The organism is Pseudomonas sp. W2Oct36, assembly GCF_041060465.1.
GTDB lineage: Bacteria > Pseudomonadota > Gammaproteobacteria > Pseudomonadales > Pseudomonadaceae > Aquipseudomonas > Aquipseudomonas graminis_B.
The window spans coordinates 19,342-34,538 of record NZ_JAUERW010000023.1 but is presented as its reverse complement, the minus strand read 5'-3'; the positions used below and the strand labels follow the sequence as shown (position 1 = coordinate 34,538).

Below are 15,197 nucleotides of genomic sequence, written 5' to 3'. Positions count from 1 at the left end.
CGCTGATCAGCAGTTCAGACAAGGGCATGAGCCATGAGCGATGACAAGAAATCACCCGCACACGCCGATGCCTGGCAGCAGTTGCGCTCGTTGACCTCGGCGCGGATCGCCCTCGGGCACGCGGGCACTAGTCTGCCGACGGCGGCGCAGCTGGATTTCCAGTTCGCCCACGCCCAGGCCCGCGATGCCGTGCATCTGGCCTTTGATCACGGGGCGCTGGCTGAGCAATTGGCGGGTCGGTCCCGGGAAACGCTGACCGTGCAAAGCTCGGCCACCGACCGCCATATGTACCTGCAACGGCCTGATCTGGGGCGGCGCTTGTCCGAGGCGTCGGTTGCGCAACTGAAGGATTACGCGGGTGCGCATCCTGAAGGATTTGATTTGGCGCTGGTGGTCGCAGACGGCTTGTCTGCGCTGGCGGTGCAGCGTCATAGCCCGGCGATGCTGGAGCGCATCGATGAAATGGCGGCAGCGGAAGGCTGGAGCCTGGCGCCGGTGGTGCTGGTGGAGCAGGGCCGGGTCGCCGTTGCCGATGAAATCGGCGCACTGCTCAAGGCGCGCATGGTGGTGATCCTGATCGGCGAACGGCCAGGCCTCAGCTCACCGGACAGCCTCGGTCTGTACTTCACCTACGCACCGCGCGTGGGCCTGAACGACGCTGCGCGCAACTGCATTTCCAATGTGCGCCTTGAGGGGATGAGTTACGCGATGGCGGCGCACAAGTTGCTGTACCTGATGCGCGAAGCCTGGCGCCGGCAATTGTCCGGCGTGAGCCTGAAGGACGACGCGCAAGTGCCGGTTTTGGAAGCGGGCGAGGGCAACCGGCCGGGGAATTTTTTGTTGGGTGGGTGAATGTCTCAGGCACTGCGGGGTTTTGTGGGGCCGGCTTCAGCCGGGAAGAGGCCAGTGCATTCGCTGCATCTGCACCGGCAGAGACACCGCTTTCCCGGCTAAAGCCGGTCCTACGAAATGCACGCGAGGTGTCAGTGGGACCGGCTTCAGCCGGGAAGAGGCCAGCACATCCGCTGCATCTCCACCGGCAGAGACAACGCTTTCCCGGCTAAAGCCGGTCCTACGAAATGCGCGCGTGGTGTTAGTAGGACCGGCTTCAGCCGGGAAGAGGCCAGTGCATTCGCTGAATCTCCACCGGCAGAGACACCGCTTTCCCGGCTAAAGCCGATCCCACGAGCTGCGCGGTGTCAGCCCGCTTTCCAGATTCATTTGCTAGGCTGCTCTCACCACTTCCGAGAGCGCCGCCTTATGCCCACTGCCCATTCCGACACTGCCTGCACGCATTTCCTGCGTGAATTCTGGCTGGCCCTCGGCGGCGAGCCTCGCTACCTCGATCATCTCCAGATCACTGGCGAAGGCGCGCTGACCTCGGCATTTCCGGTCACCGATTTCGCCACCGCCGCCATCGCTGCCGCCCATCTGGCGGTGGGCGAACTGATCGTTCAGGCCTACGGCACCGCGCCCGCGATCACGGTCGACCGGCGCCTGGCCTCATTCTGGTTCGCCACGTCTCTGCAGCCCCAAGGCTGGTCGCTGCCGGCGCAGTGGGACGCGGTGGCGGGGGATTACCGCGCGGCGGATGGCTGGATTCGATTGCACACCAACGCGCCGCACCATCGTCAGGCCGCGCTTGCCGTGCTGAACACCGCCCCCGAGCGCGATGCGGTCAGTCAGGCCGTGCTGTGCTGGAAGGCCAGTGAGCTGGAAAGCGCGGTAGTGGGCAACCAGGGTTGTGCCGCCGCGATGGGCAGTGCGCTTGCCTGGCGCGAACATCCCCAGGGTCGTGCCGTCGCTGCCGAACCCTTGCTGCATCGCACCGAAGCGCCAGTGGGACCGGGTGGGCCGCATCAGTCCAAACCTGCGCGACCTGAATGTATCGCCCCACGCGAACGCCCCCTGCGCGGCATCCGCGTGCTCGACCTCACGCGCATCCTGGCCGGCCCGGTGGCGACGCGCTTTCTCGCCGGGTTCGGCGCTGAGGTCTTGCGCATCGATCCCCCTGGCTGGGACGAGCCTGGCACCGTGCCCGAAGTGGTGCTGGGCAAACGCTGCGCGCGGCTGGACCTGCGCGACCCTGCCGACCGCGCAGTGCTGGAGGGCTTGATCAGCGAAGCCGACGTGATGATCCACGGTTACCGCGCCGACGCCCTCGCGCGCCTGGGCCTCGGTGCCGAACGCCGTCGGGCGCTCAATCCCGGTCTGGTGGATGTCTCGCTGAACGCCTACGGCTGGACCGGCCCGTGGCGCGAGCGACGGGGTTTCGACAGCCTGGTGCAGATGAGTTGCGGCATCGCCAACGCCGGCATGGTCGCCGCGGGAAGTGACCGGCCCGTGCCGCTGCCGGTGCAGGCACTGGATCACGCCACGGGGTATTTGATGGCGGCGGCAGCGGTGCGCGGGTTGACTCAGCGACTGATCACCGGCGACGGCGTTCAAGTCCGGGCATCCCTGGCGCGAACGGCGTTGTCGTTGCTGTCGTTCACGCCCGCCGACGCGCCGCCTGCAGCCCTGCACCCGCTGAATCCGAGGGATTATTCCCCTGACATTGAGCACACCGCGTGGGGCCCGGCGCTGCGCCTGACACCCGCCGGAGTGATTGAAGGTACCCCGACGCAGTGGGATTTACCGGCGGGCGAGCTGGGCAGCGTCGACGCGAGATGGCTGTAACGCACGACGGGTCGAACGTCAGTCAGCCACCCGCAATCATCAAATCCAGGTTCTGCACCGCCGCCCCGGCCGCGCCCTTGCCCAGGTTGTCGAACACGGCGGCGAGCAAAACGTGGCCCTCGTTCTCGAACACCATCAGCCGCAGGTTATCCGTGCCGTTGAGCTGGCGCGGGTCGATCCCGCTCAGCGCGCCTGATTGTTCCATCGGCATCACTTCCACACACCCGCTGCCCTGATAATGCTCAGCCAGCGCAGCATGCAGCGTCTTGCCGGTCACGTCGTGGGGCAGCAAGCGCGTTTGCAGCGCGATGGTCAGCACGATGCCCTGACGAAACGCGCCATAGGCCGGAATGAACACCGGCCGCTCGCTCAAGCCGCTGTATTGCTGAATTTCCGGGACGTGCTTGTGCGCCAGGCTCAGGCCGTAAATCTGAAACGGGATCGCCTGGGCAGCGTCCGGCCCTTCGAATTCATCGACCCCGGCGCGGCCTTTGCCCGAATACCCTGACACCGCATGGATGCTGATCGGGTAGTCGCGCGGCAGCAGACCCGCCTCCAGCAACGGACGCAACAGACCGATCGCCCCGGTGGGGTAGCAGCCCGGATTGCTGACGCGGCGGGCGGTGGCGATGCGTTGTTTCTGCGCGTCACTCATCTGCGCGAAACCGTAGACCCAGTCGGGGTGGGTGCGGTGCGCAGAGCTGGCGTCGATGACCCGCACCTCCGGATTCGTAATGCTCGCCGCCGCATCCCGGGCGGCCTCGTCGGGCAGGCACAGCACGGCAATGTCGCACGCGTTGATCGCGGCGGCGCGGCTGGCCGGGTTTTTGCGATGCTCGGCTGGAAGGGTGACCACGTGCAGGTCGGTGCGGCCTTGCAGGCGCTGGTGAATCTGCAGGCCGGTGGTGCCTTGGTCGCCGTCGATGAACACAATGGGGGTGGGCATGAGGTTGGAATTCCGCTGAAGGTCGTCAATGACTGACATCTTCAAGCCCTATCGTTGATAGAGAAAGTTGAATTTGATGACGGTACACTTCAGGTTTTCTGAAGGAGGGGCTGGCCAGTGCGGGAAATTAGCCTGGATCGTCTGCGCACCCTGGTGGCCATCGCCGACCACGGCTCGTTTGCCGAAGCGGCGCGGGTGCTGAATCTCGCGCCGCCGACGGTCAGTCTGCACATTGCCGATCTTGAGCAACGGGTGGGCGGCGTGTTGCTCTCGCGCACCCGTGGGCGGGTTCAGCCTTCGGCCATCGGCGATACGCTAATCGAGCGCGCGCGGCGTCTATTGGCCGACGCCGAACAGGCGCTGGAAGACGTCGAGCGTCAGGTCAAAGGGCTGGCCGGGCGGGTTCGACTGGGGGCGTCCACCGGCGTTATCGCGCAATTGCTGCCCCAGGCGCTGGAAACCCTGGAGCAGTTGCACCCCGGCATCGACGTGCAGGTCGCGGTGCTGACGTCGCAGCAGACCCTGCAAAAACTCGCGGACGGCAGCCTGGACATTGGCGTGATTGCGTTGCCCCAGGCGCCGGTCAAGGGCCTGTCGATACAGTCGTGGCGGCGCGACCCGGTGATGGCGTTTCTGCCGGCGCGCTGGGATTGCCCGCCGGTCATCACGCCGAGCTGGCTTGCCGGTCAGCCGCTGATTCTCAACGACGCCACCACCCGGCTGTCCCGTCAGGTGGCGGAGTGGTTCGCCGGCGAGGGGCCGCAGCCGACGCCGCGCATTCAGCTCAATTACAACGACGCCATCAAGAGTCTGGTGGGGGCGGGCTATGGCGCGACGTTGCTGCCCCATGAGGCGTCCACGCCGCCGCCGGAAAGCCGCATTGTCATGCGTCCGTTGCAGCCGGCGTTGTGGCGGGAGTTGGGCATCGCGCACCGGGCGGGAAGTGTCGAGCGCTCGACCCGCAATGTGCTGGCGGCGTTGCAGGAGTTGGAAGCGTTGTAGCTCAACGGGCGGTAAAAACAGACATGTAGCCGACCGGCGCCTGACCCTCTCAGGCAACCGGTCGGGCCAGACGTTGAAGTCACGCCATCAGAATTTGAACGCCTGGCGTCCGATCAGCAGCCATTGGCCTTTCTGTTTCTGCCAGACCTGAAAGTTTTCGATCTCGGTCGGCACAACCTTGCCACTGTTCACGGCTTCGGCGGAGAAATGGTTGCGCACCAGGGCAGTGTCGCCGTTCATGTTGATTGTCTGGTTTTTCATTTCCAGGGTGTTGAAGCCGCTGCGACCGGTTTCGATGTCCGCAATGAATTCATCCTTGTTCTGCACCTTGCCGCTGGAGTGTCCGTAGGTGACGTTGTCCGAAGTCAGCGCGCCCAGGGTGGCAATGTCTTTGTGCAGCATCGCCTGAGTCATGTTGTCGACGGCCTTGGCGACGGCTTGTTCATCGGCAGAAGGGGCGGCGGCCACGACGCCTGAAAACAGGCAGAAGAAGCCGAGGGTCAGTTTGAGTCGGGTCATGAGTGCATCCTTTTTTATTGTTGATGGAAGCGGCATGCAGCGGCCATTTCTGAAGAAAGGTGGCTTTGTACGTCGTCGTACAACTGCGCCGCTCAGGCTAGCCCACATCGAGCCTGTTGGAAAGGGAGCGTTTGAAAGTGGGGTGCCGTCACGTCGCGGCGTGATACAGGCTGGCGAAATACTGCTTTACTGAGGGCTCGCTGCGGCACGTTCAGGCGCTCGGTTCTAGGCCTGTGCCCGTTGGACAATCGATGAGGATGCGCACAGATGACCCGTCTCACCGCCAAAGACTTCGCCCCGGAATTGCTTGAGCTCTACGACTATTACGTTCACGGCAAGATCAACCGCCGGGAGTTTCTCGATCGCGCGGCCGTGTTCGCTGTGGGCGGGCTTGCGGCGACGACCATTCTGGCGTCGCTGAGCCCCAATTACGCGCTCGCCGAGCAGGTCGAATTCACCGATCCTGACATCATTGCTGAATACATTTCCTACCCGTCGCCCAAAGGTCACGGCCAGGTGCGCGGGTATCTGGTGCGGCCGGCAAAAGCCGACGGCAAGGTCGCGTCGGTGCTGGTGGTGCATGAGAATCGCGGCCTGAATCCTTACATCGAGGACGTCGCCCGGCGGGTGGCCAAAGCCGGTTTTATCGCTTTGGCGCCTGACGGTTTGTCATCGGTCGGGGGCTATCCGGGCAATGACGACAAGGGCCGCGAGCTCCAGCAGAAGGTTGATCCCGAGAAGCTGATGAACGATTTCTTTGCCGGCATCGAATGGCTGATGGCCCATCACGCGTCCACCGGGAAAGTCGGGATTACCGGGTTTTGTTACGGCGGCGGTGTTTCAAATGCTGCTGCCGTGGCTTATCCGGAGCTGGCGGCGGCGGTGCCGTTTTATGGCCGCCAGCCCAAGGCTGAAGACGTCAGCCGGATCAAGGCGCCGCTGTTGTTGCATTACGCGGAGCTGGACAAGCCGATCACCGATGGCTGGCCGGCGTATGAGGCGGCGTTGAAGGCGGCGGGGAAGACGTATGAGGCGCATATTTATAAAGGCGCCAACCACGGGTTTCATAACGATTCGACACCGCGTTATGACGACGCTGCGGCAACATTGGCGTGGAACCGGACGGTGGATTGGTTCAGGAAATACCTGACCTGACGGTGAAGGGGACTGATTTATTTACAGCGCTTGATCGTAAATTAATCTGTCCCCGGGATACGCGGTGCGGCTGCAATGGTCGGCCTAACGGCCTCCGGTTTCGCCTTCGGCGAGTTACTTGGAAAAGCACCCCAAGTAACCAAGGGTGCTTGCTCCTGGTTAGGCTCCTCCTGCGTCGGAGTTCCCTCACTCCGGTCTCGCTCCGTGGGCCCGCCGCCATCCGCCATCCATGGCGGGGGGCGGCTCTCGCGGCATCCATGCCGCTCGGCCCACTCCGCAAGACCTGCGTTCGGCCTGCACCCAAGTCGCGATTGGCGGTGTCTGGACTTGCTTCGTAGGAAGATCAAAAGCAGATCAAAAGCTTCCCGGCTGAAGCCGGTCCTACAGTCGAGGTCACCGCGACTCTCATGGGATGCACGCGATGCTTTTTGTAGGACTGGCTTTAGCCGGGAAGGGGCCGGTGCAGGCGCCATCAATTCTATGATCGTGCCCACGCTCCGCGTGGGAATGCATCCCCTGACGCTCCGCGTCACCGGTCTGGCTGGATGAACGCACACTCATTGTAGAGGACTGGCTTTAGCCGGGAAGAGGCCAGCGTGTTCGCCATCACTTTTTTGGTGTGACGCCGGACGCCCCCCGGCTGAAGCCGGTCCCACTATGTGATCGTGGCGTGCGAGGCGGCACCAAAACCCTGCACGGTGTGCTTTTTTGAGGCGTGCGCTGGCGCTTCCAACGATACGAAATAGCCTTACACCCAAGCAATCCGGACCTTCCACCCCAGTGGCCCGGCTTTTGCTTTCATTGAATCCAAACTTGGATACAAGATGGATACCCCCCATGCATGACCTCCAACACCCTCATTTCGGCTGGACGATCAACGAGTGGCTGATGGCCTACCAGACTAGGCAGTTGTCGCCTGACGTGCTGCTGTCGTTCGCCAGCGCCTACCCGCAAACCGACACCGCCTGGATCGCCCGGGCCAGTCAGGCGCAGATCAGCGAGCAGCTTGAAGCCCTCGCCGAGCGTCTTGCTGCAGTCAACGGCGACATCACTCAGCTGCCGCTGTACGGCGTGCCGTTCGCGATCAAGGACAATATTGACGCCGCCGGGTGGCCGACGACGGCGGCGTGCCCGGAGTTTGCCTACACCGCAAGCAAGGACGCGACGGTGCTGGCCCGACTGCGCGCCGCCGGGGCGATTTTGATGGGCAAGACCAACCTCGACCAATTCGCCACCGGCCTGGTCGGCACCCGCTCGCCTTACGGCGCCGTGCCCAACAGCGTCAACCCGGATTACGTCAGCGGCGGCTCCAGCTCGGGCTCGGCGTCGGTGGTGGCGCGGGGGCTGGTGGCATTTTCGTTGGGCACCGACACCGCAGGCTCGGGTCGGGTGCCCGCCGGGTTCAACAACATCGTCGGCCTGAAACCGACCAAGGGCCGCTTGCCCAACACCGGGCTGGTGCCGGCGTGCAAGACGGTGGACTGCGTCTCCATCTTCGCGCTGACCGTAGACGACGCGCAGAAGGTCGCCGGCCTGGCCGAAGGCTTTGATGGCGATGACGCCTATTCCCGCCACAACCCGGGCACGGCGCCGGTGGGCTTTCGCGCGGCGATGAAGCTGGCCGTGCCGGACACCCTGGAGTTCTTCGGCGATACGCACAATCAGGCGGTGTTCGAACAGGCGCTGCACCGATTGAGCGACATGGGCGCCGAGATCACCCGCATCGACTTCGCCCCGTTCAAGGCCCTGGCCGAGCAGCTGTATTACGGCCCGTGGGTGGCCGAACGCACAGTCGCCTTGACCGCGATGCTGGAAACCAACCCCGACGCCATCAACCCGGTGGTGCGTGGCATCGTCGAAAGCGGTCTGGGGTACAGCGCCTGTGACGCCTACCGCGCCGAATACCTGCGGGCCACGCTGAGCCGGCAGATCAACGACGCGCTGGTCGGGTTCGACGCCTTGGTCGTGCCCACGTCCGCGACCCTGCGCACTCAGGCGGAAATAGCCGCCGAACCGGTGCTGTACAACTCGCAGTTCGGCTTCTATACCAACTTCACCAACCTGGCGGACCTCTCGGCCCTGGCATTGCCTGCGGGTATACGCGCCGATGGCTTGCCGTCGGGGATCACGCTGATTGCGCCGGCCTGGCACGACACTGCGCTCGCCCGGTTTGGCCAGCGCTGGCAGGAAAACGTCGGCTTGCCACTGGGCGCCACAGGTCGCTCACTTCCTTCGCCCACGGCATCGCCAGCGACTGCGCCGTGGGGCAGCGTGCGGGTTGCCGTGGTGGGCGCGCACCTGACCGGCATGCCGCTCAACGCGCAGCTGACCCGTCGGGACGCCGTGCTCGTCGAACAGACGCTCACGGCAGGCGACTACCGGCTCTACGCCTTGCCCGGCACCGTGCCGCCCAAACCGGGGCTGGTGAAATCCGCAAGCGGTGCATCGATCATCGTGGAACTGTGGGACATCCCGCTGGCGCGCTTTGGCGAGTTCGTGGCCGAGATCCCTGCGCCGCTGGGCATCGGCACCCTGACGCTGAAGGACGGTCGCAGCGTCAAGGGCTTCATCTGCGAACCCTGGGCGATTGACGGCGCGCTGGACATCACCTCGTTCGGTGGCTGGCGCGCGTACATCGGCAGCCTGAAAAAAGCCTGACCCGACGCCTGACGCAGCCTCGAAACGCCGTCGCGTCAGGCGCAAAGATCACCCGAAGGAGCACCCCGGCCATCATCCCTTCACAGACACCCAAACGTCGCCCGGACAACATGGCCGAGCGCATCTATCAGCAGCTCAAGGACGACATCTTCGAGTTTCGCCTGCTGCCCGGGGATCGCTTTAGCGAAGGCGAGGTGGCCGAGCGCGTGCAAGCCAGCCGCACGCCGGTGCGACAGGCGCTGTATCGGCTGGAGCGCGAGGGCTATTTGGAGGTGTATTTCCGCAGCGGTTGGCGGGTGAGGGCGTTCGATTTCAATTATTTCGAAGAGCTATACGACGTGCGCATCGTGCTGGAGTGCGCGGCACTGGCGCGTCTTGAAGCGCTGGATCTGGAGCAACACCCGGTCATCGATGGACTGAAACACACCTGGCTCGTCACCCCCTCCGAACGTCTGCAAGACGCCCAGCAGGTCTCATCGCTGGACGAGCGTTTCCATTGCGCGTTGCTGGAGGCGGCAGGCAACACCGAGATGGCGCGCCTGCACCTGGAGATCACCGAGAAGGTCCGCATCATTCGCCGCCTGGATTTCACCCAGGCGGCGCGCATTGAGGCGACCTACGACGAGCATGGGCAGATTCTCGGCGCCGTGCTCAATCGCCAGACCGCGCAGGCCCAGCAGTTGCTCACGCGGCACATCGAAATCAGCAAGCAGGAAGTGCGCAAGATCACCCTGCACCGGCTCCACGTCGCCCGGCCATGAGCTGACGTCTGCCCCTCACATCAACGGCAAACAAAAAAGCACTCAGCGCGGATTGCGCCGCTCTGCCACTTCGGCCAACACCGCCAGGTCCATCTCGCCTTGGCCATGGTCGATGGCATCCTGCAAGTGGGCGCGGATCATCTCGGCGCTCGGCATCTCCACCGACACCTGGCTGGCGGCGGCCAGGACCAGATCCACGTCTTTAAGGCCCAGCACTGCCTTGAATGCCGCCGGCTCGTACGTGCGTTCGCCGATCAGCGCGCCATACCCTGCGTAGACCGGCCCGGGAAAGATCGTCCCCGACGCCAGCTCCACCAGATCAGCGGATTTCAGACCGTGGCGAGTGACCAGCACGGCCGCTTCACTCATCGCCTCGATGGCCGAGACCAGCATGAAATTCATGGCCAGTTTCATCGCGTTGGCGCTGGAAGGTTTGTCGCCCATCCGCCAGGTCTTGCTGCCGATCAGGTCGAACAACGGCTGCACCCGGTCGATGGCCTGGGCAGCGCCGGCAGCCATGATATTCAGCTTCGCTGCGGCGGCCATGTTCGGCCGGCCCATCACCGGCGCGGCGATGTAGTCGATGCCCTGTGCGGCGTGCAGCTCGGCCAGCTCGTCGGCGAAGGTCACGGAAATGGTCGCCATGTTGATGTGGATCAGCGGGCCCTTGAGCTGCTTGAGCAGACCGGCATCCAGCAGCACCGCGCGCAGGGCCTTGTCGTCGGCAAGCATGCTGAACACCACGTCGACGGCGAACGCCTGGGCAGGCTCGGTGACTGCCGTGGCACCTTGCTCGACCAGTGGCTGCGCGGCCTCGGGGGAACGGTTCCAGACCAGCAGTTCATGACCGCCTTTCAACAGATTGCCAGCCACGGCCTGACCCATATTGCCGAGGCCCAAAAAGCCGATTTTCATGGGGATGCGCTCCAGTAGAAGGTGGGGTGTGCGGCGCACACTCGTATCACCCACCTTGAGACAGTTGTCTTGGCGAAAACGACGCTATGGGTGACAAACGGCTGCATTGGCCCAGCATTCCAACGCATGGAGGTCACGCGCCGTTGGGTGGCCTGAAGATCGTCAGGGCTACAGGCGCCGCAAGTCAGTGCCAGGCCCTATCGATTCAGCGCGGGACGACCGTCTCTTTTCCGGGAGGCGCTAATCGTATTTTCCGGTCTTGTGGGTCTGGGCAAGAATGAAGTCCACCAAGTTGGAAAATCCCTTGTGTTCTTTACGCGCGGGGAGGTAGAGCAGGTGGACCTGCAGCGGCGTTGGGCGATGATCGCGTAGCACTTCCACCAAACGGCCGGTGGATAAATCATTGATCACTGATAGTTCGGGCTGCAGTATCAGACCTGCGCCGCCCAGTGCGGCCTGACGCAGAGCATGACTGTCGTTGGAAGCAAAGCATCCATCTCCCGTCCAGCAGTAGCCGTCAGCGTTGTGTAACGGCCATTGAATACAGCCATAGACAGACAAGTGTCCAAGACACGAGTGGCGCTCGAGGTCGCGGGGGACCTGCGGCGTGCCCCGCTGCAACAAGTAGTCCGGCGCTCCGCAGATCACCATTTGGTAGGGCGGAAGCCGGCGTGCCACCAGCTCTGAATCGGGCAGCGCCCCTACCCGAACGACTAAGTCAAATTGGTCACCGATCAGGTTCACATAAGCGTTGCTCAGAATGAGTTCGATTTTCACGGCGGGGTAGAGGCGTAGATAGCGGGTAACCAACGGAGCAATCCATGTGGCTCCCACGCTGTGTGGCGCGCTGATGCGGATCATGCCTCGCGGATTCGCGTGCATGGATTCAATGGTGTTTTCGGCCAGTTTAATCTGGTTGAGTACCCCGCGAGCTGTCTCGCAATACACCTTGCCCGCCTGGGTCAAGCGTTGGCTGCGAGTGCTTCGTTCCAGCAATCGCATGCCGAGTAACTCCTCCAGCTGCCGTACGTGCTTTCCCACCATAACCGCAGACAAACCCAGACGGCGAGCAGCGGCACTGAAGTTGCCTGCGTCTACCACCTCAAGCAGCACCTGCATCGACTGCAATTTATTCATATTCCTAACCACCGGTTACAGATGCTCGAACGCTACAGCGCTTTTTCCTTCTTAACCAGCGCTCTAATCTTCGGTGCGTCGCCATTGTTGCCGATGAAGACCCAGGCACTTTAGCGGCCTGGAACCGAATGCTGCCTCATGGCTAGCCTTAGAAGTGTTGTGCGCAAAAAAAGGAATGGACCTGTGAAAATCGTTATTGCTGGAGTGACTGGTTGGGTCGGGCAAGCTATTTTTCGTGAAGCAATCAAAACGCCTGGCGTCGAGGTAGTCGCAGGTGTCTCTCGCAGCCGTGCCGGTGAAGACATGGGTACTGCTCTCGGCTTACCCGCCACCGGTATTGCCATCGTAGGTACGCTCGATGAAGCGTTGAACCTGCCATCGGATGTGGTCATCGACTACACGAATACCGAAGGTGTTCGTACTCACGCGCCCGCTGTCATCAGAGCGGGAAGAGCGCTTGTGATCGGGACCAGTGGCCTCGACGAAGTCGAGCTCCAGGCGTTGGATGCTTTGGCCCGGCAGCACGGTGTTGGTGTGGTCGCTGCGGGCAACTTTTCCATCAGCGGCACGCTGTTGAAACGCTTCGCGCTCGAAGCGGCGCGCTATCTGGCTGACGTAGAAGTTGTCGAGTACGCCAGCGCGCGTAAACAAGACGTCCCTACGGGCACCGGTCGGGAGCTCGCAGAAGCACTTTCCGCACTGCGCCAGGCGCCCACCACGATCCCGCTCGAAAAATTGAAAGGCTTGGTAGGGAGCAGGGGGGTGCCAATCGGTTCTGGCAGTCATGCAGTCCAGTTGCACAGCGTGTATCTGCCTTCCTATGTTCTCGCAGTCGAAAGCATCCATGCGACAGAAAGCGAGCGACTGGTCATCCGCCACGAGGCTGGCTCCAGTGCCCAGCCTTATGTCGCCGGCACGCTGCTTGCCGCGCGCGCTGCGCTGACGTTAAAAGGTTTGCTGCGGGGGCTGGAGTCGCTGATTTGATGGGCAACCACGAGCCAGCTGTCGCTTTGATTTGTCGCGATAGCGTGATGAGCGATGCGCAGGACCGGCCAATTCATGACGCCTCTCGCGCCTCGCCGCGTATCACCAGACCAATGCCGACCCCCGAGACCACCATGCCTAAGGCCATCAGCCACGACAGCGGTTCGTCGAACAGGGCCCAGGCCAGCAGCAGCGTCAGTGGCGGACTGAGGTAAAGCACACTGGCGACTCGCGTCGGCGTGGCCCGGCGCAGGCACATCCAGTAAAGGCCGTAGCCGCCGACCGTCGACACCGACGTCCACAGCACACTCATCGCGAAACCTGCGTTGGGCACGGGCGCGAGACTTCCGTGCAGTCCGGCAACGAGGGCAAACACGAAGGTCGAGACGAAGCACTGCAACCACAGGTTGGGCATCAGGCCCAGCGCCTGCGGGTCTGGGGAGTGTTTTTGCCACAGCGTGGCGACCGCCAGTGACAGCATGCCCAGCACGGGCAGGGCGTAGGCCCATGGGGGTGCGCTGCCCCAGGCCAGCGCGTCGTGGGTCGCCAGCATCACGCCCGCCAGACCGATCAGCAATCCGATCCATACGCCGCGGGTCAATCGCTGGCGGAGCACCACGGCCGCCAGCACAGCCATGCCGATTGGCAGCAGATCGGCGAACAGCGCTGCCAGCCCGGCGGGCACACCCAGGGCAATGCCCTCGGTCACGCCGAACAGATAACCAGCCATGGCCAGCAGGCCGATGCCGGCGTTTTTCAGCAGCACCGCAGGCGGTGTCTGGCGCAGCTGTCTGGCGACGAAGGGCAACAGAATCAGCGTGACCAGAAGGCAGCGCCAGAACACCATCAGGGAGGCCGGCGCGTAATCGATGGAGAAGCGCGCGCCAATGAAGCCCGAACTCCAGATGATCACCAGCCCGGCTTCGAGCAGCGGCAAGGGAATCGCCCGGCGTGGGGACGGAAGGGCAAGGCTCGCGTTGGTCAGTTCGTTTGAAGTGTTCATGGACCCAACGTACCCATCCGCCGTAATCTAATAAATCAAAATAAACGACAGCAGTGCTTCGGGATCAGTGAACCATGAGTGCCATTCTGGATATCGAACAGGTCCGCACCTTTCACGCCGTGGCGCGCATTGGCAAGTTCAGCGCGGCGGCGGAACAGCTGCACAAAAGCCCGGCCGCGGTCAGCGTGCACGTGCAGCGGCTGGAAGCGGTGGCGGGGGGGCGGCTGCTCAATCGCGACAATCAGTCGGTGTCGCTGACGCCCCTGGGCAAGCGTTTTCTGACCTCCACCGCCGAGCTGCTGAGCACCCACGATCAAGTGCTGGCCGAGCTGCAGGGCACGCAGCTGGCGGGGCGCATCACCCTCGGCGTGCCGGATGAATACGCCACGCACCTGATTCGCGACGTGCTGCCGATTTTCACCGCCGCCTGGCCGAACATCGTTCTGGAGCTGAAGACCGCGCCCAGCTTCATCTTGCGCGATCAGGTGCGGCGGGGTCGGCTTCAGGTGGCGGTCATCGCCCAGCCGGAAGGCCAGTTGGCCGCGGACGATCAGTTGCTGGTGCCGACCACGCCGGTGTGGGTCGGCGCCGCGCATCAATCGGGGGATTTACCAACCCCGTTGCCGCTGGCCGTGCATGCCGCGCAATGCTCGTACCGGCAAGCGATGGTCGAGTCGCTCAAGCGCGCCGGCCACCCCATGCGCATCGTGCTCGAGAGCTCGTCCAATCAGGCGGTCAAGGCCTGTGTTGAGGCAGGACTGGGCATCAGCGTGATCGACCGCGCCCGGGTCACCGACGGCATGCGCATCCTCGATGGCCTGCCGCCGATCGCCGACCACGACATCATCGTCGTGCGCTCGTCAGCCAGCCACGGAGATGAGGCGATAGAACTGCTGCGGCAGGCCATCGGGCAGTATTTCCGGCTTTGAGGGCGCCGCGGGTCAGTCCTCGGAGCGCTCGCAGAAGCGCAGGCGGTTGCCGAACGGGTCGGCGATGTCCATGACCTTGCCCCAGTCGAGGTCTTGAATGCCGGGGCGTGAATAGCCGTAGTTTTTCGCCAGCAGTTCGCGCTGCAATTCGTCGATGTCGCTGACCGGCACAAAGATCGTCGAGCCCGGCGTCGCGTCGCCATGGTGCTCGGTCAGGTGGATGACCAGTTGGTCGCGACGGGCCTGGGCGTACAGCGGCAGACCCGGTTCAAAGCGGTGCTCCCACTCCAGGCTGAAGCCGAGAAAATCCACGTAGAACTCTTTCGCCTTGGCTTCGGAAAAAATACGAATCAGCGGTATCGCCGGGGACATCTGCACAGGGTTCACTCCTTGATGATCTGAGCGGGCGATTCTAGCCCAGACCTCTAAAGGATGGTGTTCATACAGGCCTCTTCCCGGCTGAAGCCGGTCCCACTGACGGACTGCGTGCACCTGTAGGGCTGGCTTTA

15 protein-coding genes are annotated in these 15,197 nt (G+C 63.4%); 9 read left to right on the top strand and 6 right to left on the bottom strand.

The window, feature by feature from the left end; genetic code table 11:
* Nucleotides 1-33: 33 nt before the first annotated feature.
* Nucleotides 34-852, top strand: coding sequence for an ethanolamine ammonia-lyase subunit EutC (gene eutC / locus QWI18_RS22740; protein ID WP_369319919.1), 819 nt, complete (start codon nt 34-36; stop codon nt 850-852).
* A 408-nt stretch (nt 853-1,260) separates the two neighbouring features.
* Nucleotides 1,261-2,679 (top strand): CoA transferase, encoded by a 1,419-nt coding sequence (locus QWI18_RS22735; protein WP_369319918.1) that lies wholly within the window; start codon nt 1,261-1,263, stop codon nt 2,677-2,679.
* 22 nt (nt 2,680-2,701) lie between these two features.
* Here QWI18_RS22735 and argC read toward each other — a convergent pair whose 3' ends face one another.
* Entirely contained in the window at nt 2,702-3,625 is a 924-nt protein-coding gene (argC, locus tag QWI18_RS22730) for an N-acetyl-gamma-glutamyl-phosphate reductase (protein WP_296313159.1), read from the bottom strand.
* A 117-nt stretch (nt 3,626-3,742) separates the two neighbouring features.
* On the opposite strand from argC, the gene QWI18_RS22725 reads away from it, so the two are divergent.
* A complete protein-coding gene (locus QWI18_RS22725) occupies nt 3,743-4,627 on the top strand; it encodes a LysR family transcriptional regulator (RefSeq protein WP_369319917.1) in 885 nt (294 codons plus the stop codon).
* 87 nt (nt 4,628-4,714) lie between these two features.
* On the opposite strand, the gene QWI18_RS22720 is transcribed toward QWI18_RS22725, so the two are convergent.
* The gene (locus QWI18_RS22720; RefSeq protein WP_369319916.1) at nt 4,715-5,146 is read right to left on the bottom strand and encodes a nuclear transport factor 2 family protein; all 432 of its coding nucleotides are present in this window, start codon (nt 5,144-5,146) and stop codon (nt 4,715-4,717) included.
* Between QWI18_RS22720 and QWI18_RS22715 the strand changes: the two genes are divergently transcribed.
* The 4 genes from QWI18_RS22715 (at nt 5,145) to QWI18_RS22700 (ending at nt 9,720) form a co-directional block, all read left to right on the top strand.
* Nucleotides 5,145-5,339, top strand: a complete 195-nt coding sequence (locus tag QWI18_RS22715; RefSeq protein ID WP_141695161.1) for a hypothetical protein — start codon at nt 5,145-5,147, stop codon at nt 5,337-5,339. The two genes, QWI18_RS22720 and QWI18_RS22715, sit on opposite strands and share 2 nt — an antisense overlap.
* A gap of 74 nt (nt 5,340-5,413) precedes the next feature.
* Nucleotides 5,414-6,301: a YghX family hydrolase gene (gene yghX / locus QWI18_RS22710; protein WP_192130125.1), complete on the top strand. Its 888-nt coding sequence runs from the start codon at nt 5,414-5,416 to the stop codon at nt 6,299-6,301.
* An 837-nt stretch (nt 6,302-7,138) separates the two neighbouring features.
* Entirely contained in the window at nt 7,139-8,959 is a 1,821-nt protein-coding gene (gene atzF, locus QWI18_RS22705; RefSeq protein ID WP_369319915.1) for an allophanate hydrolase, read from the top strand.
* 110 nt (nt 8,960-9,069) lie between these two features.
* The gene (locus tag QWI18_RS22700) at nt 9,070-9,720 is read left to right on the top strand and encodes a GntR family transcriptional regulator (protein WP_369319914.1); all 651 of its coding nucleotides are present in this window, start codon (nt 9,070-9,072) and stop codon (nt 9,718-9,720) included.
* Between the two features lie 42 nt (nt 9,721-9,762).
* Here the strand turns inward: QWI18_RS22700 and QWI18_RS22695 are convergent, their stop codons facing one another.
* Together QWI18_RS22695 and QWI18_RS22690 are read right to left on the bottom strand one after the other, a co-directional pair.
* Nucleotides 9,763-10,635: an NAD(P)-dependent oxidoreductase gene (locus QWI18_RS22695; RefSeq protein WP_192130128.1), complete on the bottom strand. Its 873-nt coding sequence runs from the start codon at nt 10,633-10,635 to the stop codon at nt 9,763-9,765.
* Between the two features lie 240 nt (nt 10,636-10,875).
* Nucleotides 10,876-11,772 carry a LysR family transcriptional regulator gene (locus QWI18_RS22690; RefSeq protein ID WP_296309538.1) on the bottom strand — a complete coding sequence of 299 codons (897 nt, stop codon included), beginning with the start codon at nt 11,770-11,772 and terminating at the stop codon, nt 10,876-10,878.
* Nucleotides 11,773-11,955: 183 nt separating this feature from the next.
* On the opposite strand from QWI18_RS22690, the gene dapB reads away from it, so the two are divergent.
* Nucleotides 11,956-12,756 (top strand): 4-hydroxy-tetrahydrodipicolinate reductase, encoded by an 801-nt coding sequence (gene dapB / locus QWI18_RS22685; RefSeq protein ID WP_296309535.1) that lies wholly within the window; start codon nt 11,956-11,958, stop codon nt 12,754-12,756.
* A 73-nt stretch (nt 12,757-12,829) separates the two neighbouring features.
* Here the strand turns inward: dapB and QWI18_RS22680 are convergent, their stop codons facing one another.
* Nucleotides 12,830-13,759 carry a DMT family transporter gene (locus QWI18_RS22680; protein ID WP_296309533.1) on the bottom strand — a complete coding sequence of 310 codons (930 nt, stop codon included), beginning with the start codon at nt 13,757-13,759 and terminating at the stop codon, nt 12,830-12,832.
* 74 nt (nt 13,760-13,833) lie between these two features.
* On the opposite strand from QWI18_RS22680, the gene QWI18_RS22675 reads away from it, so the two are divergent.
* A complete protein-coding gene (locus tag QWI18_RS22675; RefSeq protein WP_369319913.1) occupies nt 13,834-14,688 on the top strand; it encodes a LysR family transcriptional regulator in 855 nt (284 codons plus the stop codon).
* Between the two features lie 12 nt (nt 14,689-14,700).
* Here the strand turns inward: QWI18_RS22675 and QWI18_RS22670 are convergent, their stop codons facing one another.
* Nucleotides 14,701-15,099, bottom strand: a complete 399-nt coding sequence (locus QWI18_RS22670) for a glyoxalase superfamily protein (protein ID WP_369319930.1) — start codon at nt 15,097-15,099, stop codon at nt 14,701-14,703.
* Nucleotides 15,100-15,197: the final 98 nt, after the last annotated feature.